We start from the raw sequence: 17641 nt of genomic DNA on the forward strand, positions 1-17641 counted from the left end.
CCTCAATAAACAAATGCATTGGCCAGCAGGCGATTGGCACCGCTCAACCGCGCCGCCAGCCGGGCGGCCGAACCCGGCTTCGTGTCGGATAGCGGCACGCCCGCGCGGGATTCCATCGCCGCCGCCTCGCTGGCCGCGGGCTTCGCCCTGCTCTCCGTGACTTCGGGCGTGACCGGCCGGGTCTGCTTCGATGCAGTGGCCGCTGTTGCGTGACGAGCGACCGGGTCCATGGAGACGCGGTCAGCATTGCCCGTGCGGTTGACATCGCCTGGCCGGCCCGGGGGGAGCTGCACCAGCGCAAGCCTTGCGGATTCCAGCATCGCTGCCGGCATTGGAGGAAGCTCGCCAATCGCCTGCTTCTGTGCGCCCTGCGACGAGCCCGTCAGAAAAATCCTCTGTGGCAGGGAGAAACGCCGCAGGGCGAGCATGTCGAGCGGCCCCGCTCCAGCTTCGCTGCGCAGTTGCACCCTGAGCGGGATGCCGTGGCTCTGGCCCCTCAAGGAGGTGTCTTTCAAGGCGTCTGGCGTCCAGGCAAGCAGATAGCGCGCGTTGTCCTGCGGTGTAACCGTCGCGCGTTCGAGCAGCCGGATCAGTCCGAACCGGCCTTGTGTATCGAATGCCGAGCGCAGTCCGCCCTGCTCGGTCTGCCATTCGATACGTGAGACGTTCTCAAGCGCGTCGCCAGGCCAGACGAACGGCACCCACTCTTCCTTCTGGTTGAAGTAATGCAGTTCACGGCCTGACAGCACGAAGTTCATGTCGGTGACGCCTGGCGTGGGCACCGCGCGCAGTTCATAACGCACGTGGGCGTCGCCAGTCGGAAACAACGAGGTTGAAACGCGCATCAGCGTGTTCAACGCGGTGAGGAAGGCCGGGTCGACCGTCAGCGCGCCGTGACCCGATCCCTGCGCGGCGACCCAGCGATCACCCTGTCGCTCGACCACGCCTGCGAGTTGCGTCGTCATGAACTGGCTGATCAGGCCGCTGTCGGGGCGCATGAAGCGGGCCATTTCGGGTAGCGAAGCGTCATTGTCTGAGTCGGCGAACGGATACCGGCCAGCGAAGTTGCGGTTCCAGTCGGCGAGGATCCCGGTGCGCCACGTATCGTTCAGACTCGACGCCGCCGGCTGAAGGACGACCTGCCACGTCTGGTCGAGCGGCTGCTGAAACAGGTCGCCGAAGCCCGCCCATTGCTGGCCGAGGCTCGCGGCCACGCGGCTTGCGTAGTCGCGGCTGTCGGCGATATCCGAGGTTCTGCCCTGCAGCACGGCCTGTGCCGCCATGCGGGACATTGCGTCCGGATCACTGCTCATCATGATCTGCTGCAGCTTCAGGCGCATCGCTGTGACACGCTCCATGTAGCGCTGGACGCTGAGTTCGCTTGTTGTGGAAGCCTGGGCCGCGGTTGTGACGTCGCCGGCGGTGGTGACGGGGTTCGCCAGATCGCTGCCGGCGAGCCGCAGCAGCGGGCCGAATGCGGTTGCGAGCGGGGCGGCGTTGTGCGGTTGCGCTACTTTTGACGGGTCCTTTTCTCTGGCGCCCACCAGTTGCTGCGCCTTGTTGATCAGCGTGTCGGACAGCGATTGCGTGGTCGCCCCCGCTCCCGCCTGATACACGACGACATTCATCAGCGCTGCCAGTGGCGAGCGCTGTGGATCGGCGAGCAGCGTCAACTGGTCGACCGTGCCCGAGAGCGTGGTGGCGGGTTGCCAGCGGACGCTGTTGAGGAACTGCGCCCATGCGCGCGCGTAGTCGTCGAAGTAACGTTGTTGCAGGTCGGCTTTGAGCGATTGCGCGGGTGTACGGGTCGGCTGGGTGTCTGACAGCACCCAGTCGCCTGCAATAGTGCGCTGATCGCCTGCCTTGTCGATTGCCTTCGAGATGCGTTCGTCCCATGCCGTGCGCGTGAAGACGCCCGGCAGCGTGTCCGTCGTGTTGAAGAGCCCGCGGCTGCTCGTGCCTCCCAGCAATGTGGCAAGTGATACCGGTGGATACTTCGGCTTCGCTTCTTCGATGATCTGTTGATAGAGCGCGTCAGTCGAGTTCTGGATGCCGCGCACGCCGATCACCGTTTGCCGGGTTGCGTTGACCAGTACCGCGTCCGGGATAATCGCAAGCGATGCTCCGCCCGTTGCTGCGTTTTGCTTGAGATGGCTCGCATAGAACGCGATCAGGCGATTGCGCAGATCCTGCCATGCGCCTTCGCTCAGGTTTGAATTGAGCGGCCGCGAAGGTGCAGCAGTCGCGGTGAGTTGCGGGGTGAGGAACGTCACGTCGGCATGTTCTGGTCTGGCGAGCATCAGGTAGGCCTTGAGTGTCGCGTAGGCGGCGTTGACCTGCGCTTCCCCACCGCTTGCGATCTCCGCGTCCGAAAGCGATGCGAGTTGCCGCAGCCGACTCTCGAGTTTCGTGCGTATTGGGCCGACGACGATCCGCGCAACCGCGTTCTCGTAGCTCGGCCACAGAGCTGCGTAAAGTGCTGCGTCGTGGTTCAGGCCGAAGCGTGTGTACCACGGCGCGCCGTCATGCTGATGCGATTCGACGGTGTCGAGCTGTTTTTGCAGCGCGTCGAGATGCTGCGCGGCCTGGGTTGGGTTTTGCGTTGGGCTTTGTGATGCATCGAGTTCCGCTGTTGTGTCGGCGGCGGTCTGGATCGTTGCACGATTCGTGAATCCTGAAAGCATCGTGCCGGCAAGCCAGAGTCCGGCGAGTGCGGTCGTCATCCATGCAGCGGCAGTCGGGAGCGATAGGCCGACGCGTCGGCCGTGAATCTGGCGGCTGTGGGTGGCGATGGTTTGCCACGTAGCGCGAGGGACAGTCTGATCTTCAGCATGGCCTTGTGCGATGCAAGCGGCGGCGCCGTTCTCTTCCGCCGTGGCTTCATCCACCGTCGCCACGCGCTCCTTGAACAACGAGGCAAAGAGCAGGCCATGGACAGCGCTACGCCAGACACGCGACTGGCCAATCCGCACGATCAGGTCGGACAATGATTCTTCATACCGCGAGATGTGTCGGGACAGCTCGCCCGCGGACCGGTCAGACGGAGTCTTCGTGAGGCGGACAACGCCCGCATCGGCCAGATCGGTCGAAAGTACACGCAGTGAGCCGTTAATCTCCACAGTGCTGGTCCGCGCGTTCGACCATGTGCAGCCGATCACTTCGTCCCGTCTGGTAGTAATGGTGTCGACGTCAGCCACGTTCAGCAGATAAGCAGGCGCGGCCCAACGCAGCGCACGCGCATGGCGAACCAGACGCTGCGCTATTCGCTCTGCGTCGAAGGGTTGATTGCCGGCGGTTTGTGTCGCGACGATCCCAACTATGGCATCGACCGGCCGGCGCCGGCGCAAACGACGGATCTGGTCCAGCCATTCCGTTTCGAGCTTGTCGTGGGTCTCCTTCGCGTATAGCAGCACGGTATCGCCCGTGATCACATAACCGGTATCGGGCAGGCCTGGTGCCAGTTTTTCGACAAGCGCTTCGTCGCCGGCCAGCACTATCCAGCGGTCGCGGTATCGCCAGCGCCAGCCGTGGCGCAATGTCAGTTCCGCTTTAAGCGAACGCATCCGGTGGCTATCGAGATCAAGCCGCTCGTCGACACTGCGGCCTGAACCAGCCTGCCTGTCGACCCAATGTTTGACTTTCCGCCATGCAACGGCAGGCCGCGACGAATCATCGAAGCTGAACGCCATGAGCAGCACCACAAAAAGCGCGCACAGCACCGCGAGTGCCAGCCCTCGATGCTCGAACGGGATGCCGAACCACTCGCTGCGGTACCAGACCATCACGCCGGGGAGGACCACGGCTACCAGGACGCCGAACAGGTCAAGCTTGAATTTTCGATTCATGCAGATGGGTCCGGTCGTCGGTTCTTCTGCAGCGATGCCGGTGCGATGACTGCCAGTACAACATCATTCCCGCGTTGTTCAACTAGCAGCTGTTTCGCACCAAACGACGATGCACTCGCTGCCGCACAAGCGAGCGAAAGCAAGGACGCTGCCGCGCCCGAGTTTCCAACCGTGAAGTCCATGTCCATTTCGAGCAGCGGCTCAGCGCGCCCAGGTGTCACGTCTACGTCGTTCAGTGCCGCGTGCAGGGGAGCGACACCATTCGTATCCACACCGCTTAGCCATAGACGTCTGACAGAAGCCCGTTCGGACTTGCCCCAGCGCAACGCATAGGTCAGGACGTGATCCAGTTCGTCCAGCGAACCAGACATGGGTCGATGCACGAATGCGATGGGCTTCGGCTCGTATAGTTTCGAAATCTCTTCCGGAACGAACAGCAGTGCGGCACCGGCCTCGGCGCTTCCGTGAGGCGGGTTCCTGTTCAAAATCGAATTCAACTGAATAGTCACACGTAGCGTCGCATGCTTGCGCACCATTGGGTCGTTACTATCGAGCCACGTGTCGACACTCATCAACTTCGGATCTGCCCTCTCCATCCGGACCTGGGCCGGGCGAAGTTCGCGGCCTCTCCAGCATTTCTTCCAGACTGCTGAGGCACTCACTTCGAGGGCGTCTGCAGCAACGCTCAACTGGACCGTCAGGGGCAATGCCGTGGGTAGCCCTTGCACGGTCTCAGCGAGCTGATCGATCAATCGCTCAAAGAGCCATTCGAGAATCTGGCTCTGGCGGACCGTGTCAGGGCCTCGCTGCCATTTGCTTCGATCGACGGCTGGCGGACTAAACCATCGGGCAGTGACGGTGCCCGGTTGTGCGATGGAAGGTTGAGCTTTCAACACCACGGTCCGCTCTGCGATGGCTTCAGCCGAGTTTCGTTTGTCATCGTCGACGAACCTGCAGGCTGCGCCCAGCACGACTAGCGGGACGGCAGCTTGTGCAAATACGCCGTCAACATACCGCTCACGCGCGGCATTCCAATCCTGCGCGTCGAGGCGTCGCCCCTCGTAGACGCTGAAGCGCCTCGACACAATGAACGCTGAAATGCCGGCTGGATATATCGACAAACAAAACCAGAACCACGCGGTCCGGTCTGGTTCATTTCTGGGCCAAAGCATCAGGATTGCGAACGCGCCGAGGAGCATCAAACCGAAGAAGATGATGGACCACAAAAATCTCGATGGAGGCTCGTCCGGCACCTTCACTTCGGGAGGCAAAAGGGAGAAATCAACCGCCACGGCTTATCGAGGTCCACTATCCGGTAGCGACGAAATCAAATAACACCCGCAACTGCATAAATCGCCGTGTCGCGCGATCTCGATCCCATCATCAAATGCCCCGGCGGTTACCTGCACGATGCGACTATCGCCATGCCTCGCGCAGGACACGGGATCTCCGGTCCGGGCGATAGCTCGGCCCATGAAGAAGCACGTAGATGACCCGCTCAAGACCTGACCACCGGAACTGGTCGTGTCGCCAATCCGTATTATTCCAGGCATGGTGCAACTCCTTATTTTTGATTGCTTGATTACTGCGGCAAGTCTTTGCAAGTCGGGTCGAGATCGGCGTCGAGATAATTGTAGAAATGCACAAGTATTTTTCCGGTTTTCACCCGACGCCCGACGTAATGAACCCCTTCCGTTGACGTGCAAGTCGACAGCGAGACGTCGATCCCATCATCCAGTTTTACCTCGACGGTGCCATGGTGCATCTCAATTTTTGCGCTCCCGACAATTCCAAATCCATCTATATCTTTGGGCGCACCCTCCACACCAGATATTGAGTATGAAAAGATATTTCGGTCATGAAGAATGTCTGAAACTCTGGATTCGTCATTTTTTGGTATTTGTTTTAATATCGTGGCGCAACAATAGATTTTCCCAGAAGAATAATCGACGAGTTGCAACGTATCACCACGACTAATGCTTCCATTGACGCTATAATAAGTTTCGCCCTCAAATACGCCAACTTGTTGCCCAAAGGCAAATGGTGAAAAAAACAGAAAAGCGGCAATTAAAATATTTTTAAAAAAATGCATTGTTATCTTCCCGTAACAGACCAGTGCGGCGGATCATTATCCAGTTTGTGATGCACGGAATAACTCTCTCCAATTATTTTAAGATCCCGGAAAGAATGCACCGTTATCGCACTTCCAGACGCATCCAGCACATTCTTTCCGATATAAAACGACAGCGTCATATCAACTGCTTGTCGGGTGTTGTGGTTAGAATTGCGCGGCCTGCCCACGGGATTGCTCCCGATCTGGTAACCATGCACCATATCGCGCGCCGCCGCCTTCGCTCGAGTTGAATCTGGCGCTCCGCTTTGATCGCGGTGCGCCCAGTCAATATTGACCCCGGCCCACGCAGGTACGCTCTCCGGCGCTAAATTGCCCCTCGCGATCGCTGCCGCGTAATACATCAAATAGGAGCGCTCGATTGGCCGATATGTCGTGCTGATCCGCACCGTAATCCCGGCGTCCCGCATTGCCTGCGTGAAGCGCCGGGCATTGGAACGGAATGGCTCCACGAGATCGTCCAGGCTCCTGCTTTGCAGAAAGCGTCCGCACCATTGCGGACCGCTGGGTTCCAGCGCACTTGAGCTGATCAGCGTAACGGGATGCTGTTCATCCATACGCTCATGATGAACCGCTATCGGCGCGTGGTGCCCCGGGCCACTTGAATGTGGAGCCGCTGCGTGCCCCGGCGAGAATGCGCCACTCGCGTGCGTCGAACCAGAATCGGTCGGCACGTTTGGGTGTGCGGCGGTTCCTCCATCGGCAGCCTGCGAGGAAGATGGAACGTCTGAAGGAATACGCAAATGCTGACGGGCGTAAATATGGTCTTTATTCTTGAGGCTATTTTCCTGGACCATCGCATCGACGGTTACAGAGTACTTTCGTGCGATAACGGAAAGCGTTTCGCCCGCGCGAACGATATGCATACGAGGTCTGGATACTGCATCGACCTGATGGACCCGAGAGCGGCTGGAAAGAAGAAAATACGGGGCATTAAACGTAAATGCGGAAGACTTTGTCGAAGCTGGAAAACTGCCCATTTTTTCGAGTTCGCCCGCCTCCCGGTTATAATAAAAACTTATTTCGCGACCCAGCAAACCATTGTAGATTAATGGCAATTCACCGGCATCATTACTTCTAACCCCAATACTCGTCTCTCCACTTTTAATCTGGAAATTTTGCACAGAAAATGGCTGATTGAGTTTGTCGCGTAGTTGTACCTGTACCGGTTTTCCCAGATACCTAATCGTGCCAGGGAAATTTCCTTCCTTCTGCTCCATGGCATCTGCGAGAGCATCGAATTTATCTTCGCTCAATGAGCCGATGATATCTCCAGGCGATACACCAGCCTTGTTTTTGACAAAATCAATATACTCTTCTGTATTATTTTCCGTGGGTGGTGCGTATGCCGTGATCATGCCTCTCACGGATTTGTCACCGTAGATTTCTTTGAGCAACGCTCGATGGCGTCGAGCACCTGCTACCCGATCCCGGAAGATAACAAATAATGTTCGAGAGTCGCTGGTGCGCGCAGCATAACCAATGGCGTCATCCATAACGTACTTTCCGGGTTTTGTCAGATTTCCCGGATTATTGGTGCGCCATGCAAACGAACCACCGATATACAGTGTTTCATTCCCATCCTGATCAATATAATGGACCGTTTTCCGGTCACGATCGTAGGTCGCCCTGACAAACATGCCTACTCCAGACTACTTTGAGAAAAATTCGTTGGCCAGCGCATCGCCAGCATTCAGATATGTTGATGCGCTCTCAAGTGTTTTTTGTCGTTTGAATCGAGGCATATCAATATCCTCGTTGAATTGATAAATCGAAAAATTCACACGCGCTTTCTTAACGTAAAGATCTGGAGCACCTATGCCACCCTTGGTTGCCTGCACAACAAACAATCTGTTGTGGTCTCGATAGATGGCAATCGCCTGTACAGTCGAATCGGCCGATTCAACCGTTCGAAAATCGGAGAGGATGCCATCCGGTTCGTCAACCATGACATGCAGCCACGGGTTGCCAGAGTGCCTGGGAAGGAGAAAGCCTGTAAATGTCTCGTAACTGTGGGCATTCGATGTGCCGACATGCGCTCTAATGACTCTCACCGTTTTATCGCCCACGGAAATATCACTGCTTCCTTCTGCCAGTTGAACTTCAGCTTTGGCAGGCACCGCATCAAGGTTTACGCCGCTGGCGGTGGACATGCACAGCGCAACGAACAACAAGGCGAAGATCTTTGTTGCAATCGTCATTTTTTTATTCCTCTCCGTCCGCGATTGCCTGCTGAACGATTGGGTCGTTGTACACAAGCGCGTCAAGAAGGTGATGACGAAATCCGTCTGGTTCTTCAACCGCTGTTGGCTGACCGGAATTCTTGAGGCGGGACTGAAGGGATTTCCCGTCATCCAGCGACGGGTTGTCTCCGGTGTTTCCGTTGAATTTCTGTTCAACCAGGTCCGCAAAGCCAGGACCAGAATGGCCCGCATGGTCGTCGCCACAATGGCAGCCGTCATCGTCGTGCCCGGTGACCCGCCACTCGCCCGTTTCACCCAGCAACACAGTCAGCGGTTCCGTGTCTTTGTGATAAATGCGCTGCGTCATCCCTTGCTCATCCAGGGTGCCCTTTGCAACGACCGCCCCATGTTGATCAATAAACTGGTATGGAATTGTCGCTGCTTCGCCTATCCAGTCGCCGAGTTGTCTGTCGATCGCTACCTGCGTGCTGAAGACTGCCGGAATCTGCCCTGGCCATGGATATGCCGATGCGGGCAGGCTCGCCGGGCCCTCCCAATGAAACTTCCCGCACTTAAGGGTGATATCTCCTGGACACCCCAATTCGATGCTGCCGTTCACAAGCTTGATATACGCACCGCCGCTGGTCAGCGTGAGTCCCTCTTTGGACGCGACGATCATCTGACCATCGGTGCTGGTGAGTTTCACGTCCTTCGCTGCGCTGAACAGCATCTGCCCGCCCTGCGCCTGGGCAATGAGGTCCTGATTTCCTGCAATCAGTTTCACTCCACCGTTCTGGGCGAAGAGCGAGAGCGCATTCGCCGTCGCAACTTTCAAGTCCTGCATGGCGCCGACGCTGATGCTGCCGCCAGCGGTCGCAATCAGGTCGTCGGCCGCACTCATCTGCAAATGATGACCACTCGTGAATGCGATTCCATCTGGCGCGCTCGCCAGCAGCACAGATTTTTTCAGCCCGGCCAGATGTCCTTCCAGTAACACCTGCTGCTTTTGAACGTCGCTTGCGAGGGCCTGCGCAGCCTGAGCGGCTTTCGCAAGCGATCTCATTTGAGCCAATGCCTCATCGAGCTGGGTCTGCGCACTATTCATATCGAGCTGCGGACCAGTGCCACCTTGCTGGGCCTCGGCGGAGATAAGCACCCCCCCGCCCGCCCGCACCGCCACATGCCCATCCGTGCGCAACTCCGCCCCCTGCCCCCGCTCCTTCCCCTCACCATCGACCATATGCCCCAGATTCAGCTCGCTGCTCTGATACGGCGTACTCAGGTGAATATGCTCATTCCCTTCCTTGTCCTCCATGCACATCTCGTTGTGCGCGGCGGTCCGGATCAGGTTGCGGGTGTGGTTCAGGTTGTTGACCAGATCGGGATGCAGGCTGTCGTGCATCGCTCCGATGATGACGGGCCGGTCTGGATCGCCGTTGGTATGGATGATCGCCACTTCCGCGCCGTCGATCAGCGGAAAGTGATGGCCGTAGTTGTCGCCGCTATAGGGCTTCGCAAGCCGCACTGGCCGGCTCGTGCCACCCGGACTCCACGCATCGAGGTCGAACGGCAGCTTGATCACATACCAGCCTTCCTCCGTCAACCAGGCGCACCGATAGTCCCCAGGCGACGTGATGCGCGCGGGCAGGATGCCCTGGATCACGGGTTGCGCGGCACGATCAACGGGCGTACGCCAGACACAGTCCGACGGAATCGCGGCAAACGAATTCGAATACGCCTGCCGTCGCCCGCCACTGGAAGTCACGGAGACGATGAACATCCCATGCGGCGCTTCCGCGAGCGCTTCGTCAAGGTTCAACACCTCGCCGGCTTCGAGCGCAAACACGTTGCCCTTGCCTTCGAACGTAACCTGTTGCGCCAGATGCGCCTCATGACGCAACCGCGCAATGCGCCGGCCCTCGTCGAGCGTTTCGTAATGCTCACCCCAGCGATAGTCGACCGCGTTCGTGGTCTTGTCGTCACGCGCGGCGTTCTGTTCGACAAGCAGCGACACATCTGCCTGACGATGGTTGTAGTCGTTCAACTGAACCGCCTCGGGCACGCGCCGCATGCGCCGCTCGATAGACCCGACCGATTCCGCGCCGACATTCGTCAGCCCCGCGTGGCGCCGGAACGGTACCACGCGCTGGTTGCGGGCATACGCGTCAAGGTCGTCGCCGAAGACGATGACCTCGTGGTCCTTCGCCTGCTCGAAGCGGAACCAGACGCCTTCGTCCGCGGCGATGCGCTGGATGAAGGCGAACGTGGTTTCCTCGTACTGGGTCACGTATTCGTGACGCCTGTACTGCGCGCGCAGATTGAACCTGAAGTCGACGCCCTCGCGATACCCGTAGTGGCTCAACGTGTCGCAGATGATTTCCTGTGCCGACTGCTTCTGGAACAGTCGGCTCGTCACCGTGCGTGCCAGGTCCGCGGCGCGCGGCTCGATCACGATCCGGTAGCGCGTCTCGTCGGCAGAGGTCTCGAACTGGTCGAACTGCGTCACCACACCATGGAGGGTGCGCGCCGGCGGCACGTCGCTGAACTTCGACGCGTTCTCGCCAAACATCTGGAGCAGATACCCGGCGTTCGGATCGATGGGCGCGATCACGAACTTCGCGGGCCGGCCCAGCACCTGGTCCATCGGAATACCGGCGACGGGGCTCGTGAACTCGATGTCATGGCGATACAACTGGCTGATTGCGTCAAAGCCGCTGAACTTCAGCACCGAGAACGGCGCCGGATGCGGCGCGAGTTTGACCTCATAAGCCTGCGACGGCAGAACCATGAATCCCATCAACGGCACCCCCGAATACGTATGAAACCAGGAACGGCGCCGCCACGACGCAAACGCCTACGTCCCGGCGGCCCGCTTCAGCCAAGGTGAATCAGTTCTTCGCTTTCGGCATCTGCGACACCAGCGACAACCCAATGTCCATCCCCTCCACCTGGAAGTGCGGGATGATGAACAGCTTGATACGGAAGAAGCCCGGGTTGTCCTCGATGTCCTCCACCGTCACCTTCGCCTCACGCAGCGGATGCGACGCCTGCAACTCGTCGCCTGGGTCCTTCATCTCGGTCACGAGACCCTTGATCCAGTTGTTCAGCTCAAGCTCGAGCAGACGCCGGTCCTTGGTCGTGCCGATGTTTTCGCGCTGGATCAGCTTCAGGTAATGCGCGATACGCGAGAGCAGGAAAATGTACGGCAGACGCGCGTTGATGCGGCTGTTGGCCGTTGCCTCCTTCGTCTCATACAACGCCGGTTTCTGGGCCGAATTCGCCGAGAAGAAACACGCAAAGTCGTGGTTCTTGTAGAACGACAACGGAATGAATCCGAGGTTGGCGAACTCGAACTCACGCGTCTCGGGAATCAGCACTTCGGTTGGGATCTTCGGCTGGTAGCCGGTGCCCAGGTCATACAGGTGAACCGGCAGATCCTCGACCTTGCCGCCCGCCTGCGGTCCGCGAATCTGCACGCACCAGCCGTTGCTGGTGAAGCTGCGCACCATGTTGGCGGCGAACGCAAACGACGCATTGACCCACAGATACCGGTCGTGGTTCGGACCCTTCACCGCTTCGTCATAGTTGAACGCACGCACTGGCGTCGTGTCCTTGCCGTACGGCAGACGGCCCAGTACGCGCGGCATCGTCAAGCCGACGTAGCGGGCGTCGTCGGTGTCGCGGAAGCTTTTCCACTTGATGTACTCGGCGCGATCGAAGTAGTTGCCGATATCCTGGATCGCGGCCACCTCATCCATCGATTTCTTGCCGAAGAACGCCGGCCCGACAGAGCCAATGAACGGCATGTGCGCCGCCGCTGCCACCTTCGAGATGTTGCGCAGCAGACCGATATCCTGCGGCGAGTTCGCGAATTCGAAGTCGCTGATGAGCGCGCTGACCGGCTGGCCACCCGGCGTGTCGTATTCCTCGATGTACGTGAGGCGGTACAGGCCGCTCTGGATCAGCTCCGGCGTGTCCTCGAAATCGCGAATCAACGCGTCTCTCGACACGTCGAGCACTTCAATACGCGCGTTCTTGCGGAAGTCCGTGCGGCTCACGAGCATCTTGAGGCCACGCCAGCGTCCTTCGAGTGCCTGGAATTCCGGCGCGTGCATGACGGCATCCAGTTGGCGGCTGATCTTGCGGTCGAGCTGGCCGATATGAAAATCGAGCAGGGACTTGTCCAGCCGGTCGACCGGCCTGCTCGCCTCGCCGACCAGTTGCAGGAAGGCGCTCATTCCCCGTGCCAGCCGCTCGTCGGCCGACGACTCGGAAAGCAGGTCGTTGTCCCGGAACGCTTCGAGCGGCCGCGCCGCGCTCACGGGCTTGAGGTTGATCTTGCTGCACAGCAATTCATAGACGCTGCGGCTGTCCGCCAGCGGCGCTTCGTTATGAGCAGCATCCAGCACAACCATCCCGGTCGTGCCGGCCTGTCGGGATTCATTACGTGACATGTCGAGTCCTGTCCTTATTGTCCCTGCGGGACGCGCGTTGATCGTTTATCGAAAATGCACTGAAAGCCGTCGCGGCCCTATGCGTGACCCTCTGGCTGCGTAGCCGCGGTTGCAATCTGCGCAAGCTCACCACGCAGTTGCCGCGCGAGGACGTGATCCTTCAGTATCTTTTCGAACTCGCGACGAAACGTGCCGTTGTCGAGCAGGTTCGATTTCAGGTCGCGCAGCAGATTGCGCATCGCAAGCAGCGCCTGCAGTTCGGGAATCTGGCGGGCCACCTGCTCCGGCTCAAAGTCCTTCATCGACCTGAAGCTGAGCGCAACGGGAAGCTCAGACCCGTCTTCGGCAAGCGTGTTTTCGACTGCAACGTTCAACTCGGGCGCAAAGTCGGACAGGACGGCGTCGAAATTATTCCTGTCGATATTGGTCTTCTTGCGCTCGGCAAGCGGCGCCTGCTCCTTGCCCGCGCTGAAGTCCCCGGCGACGAGCAGCTTGAGCGGCAGTTCGACCTTCTTCTGGGCGCCGCCAGTGTGCAGATCCAGGGTGATTGAAACGCGCGATTTCGGAATTTCGTGCTGGAAGCTGTCCATTATGTAGTTCCTGGTAAAAGAATGGTCGCCGTGGCATCGCAAACAGGAACCTCTGGCGCGGCCCTCACTGATGCGATTGTTTTAGTTCGACCCGCATTAAATATGGCATTTATTCATCTCGTCAAATGCCATGTTGCTTAAATTTAAGTATCCATATGTAAATAATTGTCAAATCTGAAGTTATTCGGAGTTTCCCTACAGGCACTACAGAAGAACGACCACGCCCCTTCGCAAAATTCAGCGTATAAACGCACGGAATCAGACAACACCATGCCTGCAAATATCAAATGTTTAATAAAACAATTGCGAGATATGAATCCCACATATACTCCTCCATCAGATTTGTCTTTTATCAATCCAATGGAGAATTTATACGCGCAACAATAAATCTGAAAATTAATGTCAAGACACATATCGATGCGATTTATCGACATATAGAATCTTCAATCCAGACCAAAGATAATCAGAGAAGACCACACTCATGCGGATCGACAAACCGCTCTGGCACGAAGGCCTGATCCTTAACCAGCAGCAATTCCAGCAGCAGGACCGGTGGACGGATTTCGTTCACCGCCAGCTTGCGTCGGCCGCGATCGCAGAGCCGTGGGGCACGCTCGCCGTGGAGATCGACGAGGAAGCGTTACCCAACGGGCGCCTGAAACTCACGCGTCTGAAGCTGAGGTTTCCTGATGGCACGCCGTTCGACACGTCGGTCAGCGATGCACTGCCTCCAGCGCGCGATCTGACGCAGGGCTTGTCGCCGGATACGCAAAGCGTCGTGGTGCTGGCCGCGCTGCCGCTCGTGAACGCCACCGGCAGCAACTGCCGCTTCGACGAGACAACGCTGGCGCGGCCGCGTCGCTCATATCGGGAGTTCGTGAAAGTCACCGACCTGAACGGCACGGGCGAAGCAGAGATGGCGGCCGAGCGTCACGCGGTGCGATTGCTGTTCGACTTCGAGCCGCACGCGGACGACACGGTCTGCGCGATCGCCCGTCTCAAGCGGGGCACGGGCGGCCATTTCGAGGTCGACCATCATTACGTGCCGCCGTGTCTGACGCTTGCGGGTCACACCTTGCATGTCGAGCGGGCGCAGCGTCTTGCTGACATCCTGCAGGCGAAGAGCGCCGCACTGGGTACGCGCAAGAGCGAGCGCATCGAGGCTGTAGCTGAATACGGCATCGCCGATGTGTCGCTGTTCTGGCTGCTCCACTGCATTCATACGCACTGGCCGCAACTCCGGTTTTTCGCCACGCACCCGAGCCAGCCGCCCGAGCGCCTCTATTCGACACTTGCCCAACTGGCGAGCGTACTGACGACGTTTTCAACCGGCACTCAACTCAATGAAATCCCGGCCTACGACCACCCACGTGCCGGGGAAATTTTCGCGAAGCTCGAAGCGTTGATTCGCGACCTGCTCGACGCGATCATTCCGTCGCGCGTGATATCGATCGGCATGACGCGCAAGAGTCCCACCACATGGACGGGCCAGCTTCTGGACGAACGGCTCGTCACCGGCGCGGACTACTATCTGTCGGTCAACGCAGCGCTCGCGCCGTTCGAGCTGGCCGGGCAGTTTCCGAAGCTGTGCAAGATCGGCGCGCCGGACGACGTCGAGCACATCGTCAATTCCGCGCTCGCGGGTATTCCGCTCAAGGCCGTGCAGCGTGTGCCCGCCGCGATTCCGGTGCGGCTCGACAATCTCTATTTCGCGCTTGATCCAGACGATCCAGCACACGCAAGGATGCTGGACGCGCGCGCCTGCCAGATCTATCTGCCGACGACAGTCGCGGATGCGTCGCTTGAACTCTACGCGGTGCTGCGCTCATGACGACTATCGCCAGCAACCTGACGGAAGTCCCACTGATCGACGCTCACCTTGCCGCGAGCCGGCAAGGCGGCGGCATTCGCGATCTGCTGCGTGACACGGCACTGCTCGTCAGCATGCTGATGCAAGGCGGCAACACAGACCCGGCGAACGAATTGCGCGAGCGCTGCGTCCAGTTGATGACAGCGTTTTCCGCCGCCCTCGAACAGCGCGGCTACGCTGCCGACGTGCGGGAAGACGCGTTATACGCCCAGTGCGGTCTGCTCGACGAGGCGGTGCTGCGTTACTCATCGATAGAAGACCGGTCCAGTTGGGAGGCTCACCCGTTGCAGGTCGAACGGTTCGGCAAGCTCGATGCTGGCGACCACGTCTTTGAGAGGCTCGAGGAACGCATGCGCGAGGCGTCCCCCAACGTCGATCTGCTCGAGTGCTACGCCGCCATCCTCGGGCTCGGTTTCAGGGGGCGTTACGCTTGCCCCACGGGGACGTCCTCCGGGGTTCGGGAAGGCGAAACGAAGCGCGCGGCATTGATCGTCGCGCTCGGTGCCCGGCTTGAAAATCTGCGACCGGCCGTCACGCGAACGTTTATCGCCGACCGGAACGAACGGCGTATCGCAGACTGGTTCTATCGCTTCTCGCCGTGGGGGATCGCCGGAACCTGCTGTATCGCCGCGGCCTTCGTCTATCTCGTCTGGGGTCACGCGCTCGATGCGCAGCTCGCCCATTTGATGTCGTCGGCGCCAGCCATGAAGCCGTGATGTCCGAACTACATCTGGGGTACCCGTTTCGCGCGATGGTCGTTTTTACGGCCTCGCTGGCGCTTGCGCTGCTGCTTCTGGTCCTTCCGGTCGGGCGTGGACTGGCCTCGCCAGTCGCCGCGGGTGTGGTGGTGGTTACGCTTGCCGCCGTCGTCCTGCGCACGCTGCAACGCAATCGGGCTCGCGCGCAAAACGCACACGTAATGGCGTCGCTCGGCGCCACAACAGCCAGTCTGCCGGTGAGCCTGCGCACGCGCATGCCGCTGATGCTGGTCACGGGAGATTCGCTTCCCGAACTGTTTAACCGCGACGGCGACGGGGAACGGGTGGCGCACGTTGGCAACGGGGCGATCTGGCTGCGGGTCGACAACCCGGGCGACCTGCCGCACGTCGGCGTGGCCGTGAAGCGGTGGCGCGACGGTCGCGCACCCGACGGCGTCGTGCTGTCGATCGCGCCAGCCGCGCATGCCAGCGACGACGCGCTGGCGCAGGCGCTGCGCATCGCGCGCCAGGCGGCAAGCGACGCCTCACGCATGCTCGGCGCGAGGTTGCCCGGCTACGTTGCAATCTATCAGCGGCTCACCACATCGCCTGCGGCGGCGGTGGATTCGCAATGGTACGGCGTGTCGTCGGCCTGCAGACTGACAGAAGCCCTCCAGGGGGACGCGCAGCGCCTGGAAGCAGTAATGCGCGCCGCTGAAACGCAGGCCCAGCAGGCCGGTAGCGATCCTGTTCCTGCTGCGCGCGCGGCGGCGCTCGCCTCGATCATCGGCTGGACGCAACGCGCCGTGATTGGCCCGCTCACTGACCCGCGTCAACCGGCGATGCCCTGGCCGCTTTGGGGCACAGGCTGGATCGATTGCGGCCCGGCGAGCGATTTCCGCTCTCCGTGGGCGCGGGACATCCACGCGCATTCGCGAATCACGCCGCCCCCGGTGGCCGCCTCGCCTGTCCCGTGGCCACTGCCGCAGCCGTTGATCGAAGCCATGCCCCGGCGACTATGGGTGTCGCCACGTCTCACGGCTGTCGCGCACGCAATCGCGCTGCTCGCGTTCGCGGGTGCATTGGCTATCTGGGGTTCGGCCGGAAACAACCAGGCTCTGCTCTCGCGTGCAGGCGCCGATCTTGACCGGTTTTCCACGATTCCCGTCGCCCACGACAACGCAAGGCGCAATGCGTTGCAGGCACTTGTCGCGGATCGCGACCAGATCGACCGTTACGCCCGTCTCGGCGTGCCATTGCGCCTGTCGTTCGGCATGTACCGCGGGGATGCAGTCATGCCCGTACTCGATACTGCGATCTCCTCATACGAGGCGCCGCCTCCGCCGCCCGCGGTGGTGACGCTCGACAGCATGTCGCTCTTCGACAGCGGGAAAGCGCAACTGAGGCCCGGCTCGACCCGCGCGCTGGTCGGCGCGCTCGAAATGATAAGGGTCCATCCGGACAGGCGGATTCTGGTCGCCGGCTACACCGACAACATAGGCAACGCCGACAGCAACCTGAAACTGTCGATCGCGCGTGCCGGGGCGGTACGCGACTGGCTGGTCGAGGCATCAGGCATTCCGGTGACGCAGTTCGCGATCCAGGGCTACGGCGACACGCGTCCGATCGCCAGCAACGCCACCGTTGCAGGACGAGCGAAGAACCGGCGCGTCGAAATCACGTTAGTGCCGAACGCCCCGAAGGAAGTCCCCTTGGGGGGCGCCCCGAAGGAAGTCCCCTTGGAGGACTCGCCTGGCATCTGAGCAAAACGCAGCCACCCCACTCGAAACAGTTCAGCCCTGGAGCATGGCTTTGGGGCATTCGCGGTCCGGGGATCGACTCCGGACGATTGTTGCAGTCAAAACGAGGG

Annotated in this window: 12 protein-coding genes; 3 read left to right on the forward strand and 9 right to left on the reverse strand. The window is 59.9% G+C overall.

What is annotated here, in order from left to right; genetic code table 11:
• Positions 1-2: 2 nt before the first annotated feature.
• The 9 genes from BLV45_RS22935 to tssB all read right to left on the reverse strand — a co-directional run bounded on the left by BLV45_RS22935 (position 3) and on the right by tssB (position 13203).
• On the reverse strand, positions 3-3845 hold the full coding sequence (locus BLV45_RS22935; RefSeq protein WP_090536898.1) for an ImcF-related family protein: 3843 nt from the start codon (positions 3843-3845) through the stop codon (positions 3-5).
• Positions 3842-5137, reverse strand: coding sequence for a hypothetical protein (locus tag BLV45_RS22940; RefSeq protein WP_143130468.1), 1296 nt, complete (start codon positions 5135-5137; stop codon positions 3842-3844). Before BLV45_RS22940 ends, BLV45_RS22935 begins: the two co-directional genes overlap by 4 nt.
• 3 nt (positions 5138-5140) lie before the next feature.
• Positions 5141-5398 carry a PAAR domain-containing protein gene (locus tag BLV45_RS22945; RefSeq protein ID WP_090536901.1) on the reverse strand — a complete coding sequence of 86 codons (258 nt, stop codon included), beginning with the start codon at positions 5396-5398 and terminating at the stop codon, positions 5141-5143.
• 29 nt (positions 5399-5427) lie between these two features.
• Positions 5428-5937, reverse strand: coding sequence for a hypothetical protein (locus BLV45_RS27290; RefSeq protein ID WP_143130469.1), 510 nt, complete (start codon positions 5935-5937; stop codon positions 5428-5430).
• A gap of 2 nt (positions 5938-5939) precedes the next feature.
• Positions 5940-7616, reverse strand: a complete 1677-nt coding sequence (locus BLV45_RS22955) for a LysM peptidoglycan-binding domain-containing protein (protein ID WP_090536904.1) — start codon at positions 7614-7616, stop codon at positions 5940-5942.
• Positions 7617-7628: 12 nt separating this feature from the next.
• The gene (locus BLV45_RS22960) at positions 7629-8177 is read right to left on the reverse strand and encodes a hypothetical protein (RefSeq protein WP_090536906.1); all 549 of its coding nucleotides are present in this window, start codon (positions 8175-8177) and stop codon (positions 7629-7631) included.
• 4 nt (positions 8178-8181) lie between these two features.
• The gene (locus BLV45_RS22965; RefSeq protein WP_090536908.1) at positions 8182-10947 is read right to left on the reverse strand and encodes a type VI secretion system Vgr family protein; all 2766 of its coding nucleotides are present in this window, start codon (positions 10945-10947) and stop codon (positions 8182-8184) included.
• A gap of 100 nt (positions 10948-11047) precedes the next feature.
• Positions 11048-12613, reverse strand: a complete 1566-nt coding sequence (tssC, locus tag BLV45_RS22970) for a type VI secretion system contractile sheath large subunit (RefSeq protein WP_176954234.1) — start codon at positions 12611-12613, stop codon at positions 11048-11050.
• A 77-nt stretch (positions 12614-12690) separates the two neighbouring features.
• Entirely contained in the window at positions 12691-13203 is a 513-nt protein-coding gene (gene tssB, locus BLV45_RS22975) for a type VI secretion system contractile sheath small subunit (RefSeq protein WP_090536910.1), read from the reverse strand.
• A gap of 481 nt (positions 13204-13684) precedes the next feature.
• Between tssB and tssK the strand changes: the two genes are divergently transcribed.
• From tssK to BLV45_RS22990, 3 genes are read left to right on the forward strand one after another with little or no spacing between them, the layout of a single operon-like run.
• On the forward strand, positions 13685-15034 hold the full coding sequence (gene tssK, locus BLV45_RS22980) for a type VI secretion system baseplate subunit TssK (RefSeq protein ID WP_090536911.1): 1350 nt from the start codon (positions 13685-13687) through the stop codon (positions 15032-15034).
• Positions 15031-15789, forward strand: coding sequence for a DotU family type IV/VI secretion system protein (locus tag BLV45_RS22985; protein WP_090536912.1), 759 nt, complete (start codon positions 15031-15033; stop codon positions 15787-15789). The genes tssK and BLV45_RS22985 overlap by 4 nt, the downstream gene beginning before the upstream one ends.
• On the forward strand, positions 15789-17534 hold the full coding sequence (locus tag BLV45_RS22990; RefSeq protein ID WP_245753490.1) for an OmpA family protein: 1746 nt from the start codon (positions 15789-15791) through the stop codon (positions 17532-17534). The genes BLV45_RS22985 and BLV45_RS22990 overlap by 1 nt, the downstream gene beginning before the upstream one ends.
• The last annotated feature ends 107 nt before the right edge of the window (positions 17535-17641 follow it).

The sequence above is a fragment of the Paraburkholderia sartisoli genome (genome assembly GCF_900107685.1).
GTDB lineage: Bacteria > Pseudomonadota > Gammaproteobacteria > Burkholderiales > Burkholderiaceae > Paraburkholderia > Paraburkholderia sartisoli.

What these genes read in the sequence shown, in the direction of transcription:
- BLV45_RS22935 (WP_090536898.1), bottom strand. Translation starts at nt 3,845, where the DNA reads ATGAATCGAAAATTCAAGCTTGACCTGTTCGGCGTCCTGGTAGCCGTG.
- BLV45_RS22945 (WP_090536901.1), bottom strand. Translation starts at nt 5,398, where the DNA reads ATGCCTGGAATAATACGGATTGGCGACACGACCAGTTCCGGTGGTCAG.
- BLV45_RS27290 (WP_143130469.1), bottom strand. Translation starts at nt 5,937, where the DNA reads ATGCATTTTTTTAAAAATATTTTAATTGCCGCTTTTCTGTTTTTTTCA.
- BLV45_RS22955 (WP_090536904.1), bottom strand. Translation starts at nt 7,616, where the DNA reads ATGTTTGTCAGGGCGACCTACGATCGTGACCGGAAAACGGTCCATTAT.
- BLV45_RS22960 (WP_090536906.1), bottom strand. Translation starts at nt 8,177, where the DNA reads ATGACGATTGCAACAAAGATCTTCGCCTTGTTGTTCGTTGCGCTGTGC.
- BLV45_RS22965 (WP_090536908.1), bottom strand. Translation starts at nt 10,947, where the DNA reads ATGGTTCTGCCGTCGCAGGCTTATGAGGTCAAACTCGCGCCGCATCCG.
- tssC (WP_176954234.1), bottom strand. Translation starts at nt 12,613, where the DNA reads ATGTCACGTAATGAATCCCGACAGGCCGGCACGACCGGGATGGTTGTG.
- tssB (WP_090536910.1), bottom strand. Translation starts at nt 13,203, where the DNA reads ATGGACAGCTTCCAGCACGAAATTCCGAAATCGCGCGTTTCAATCACC.
- tssK (WP_090536911.1), top strand. Translation starts at nt 13,685, where the DNA reads ATGCGGATCGACAAACCGCTCTGGCACGAAGGCCTGATCCTTAACCAG.
- BLV45_RS22985 (WP_090536912.1), top strand. Translation starts at nt 15,031, where the DNA reads ATGACGACTATCGCCAGCAACCTGACGGAAGTCCCACTGATCGACGCT.
- BLV45_RS22990 (WP_245753490.1), top strand. Translation starts at nt 15,789, where the DNA reads ATGTCCGAACTACATCTGGGGTACCCGTTTCGCGCGATGGTCGTTTTT.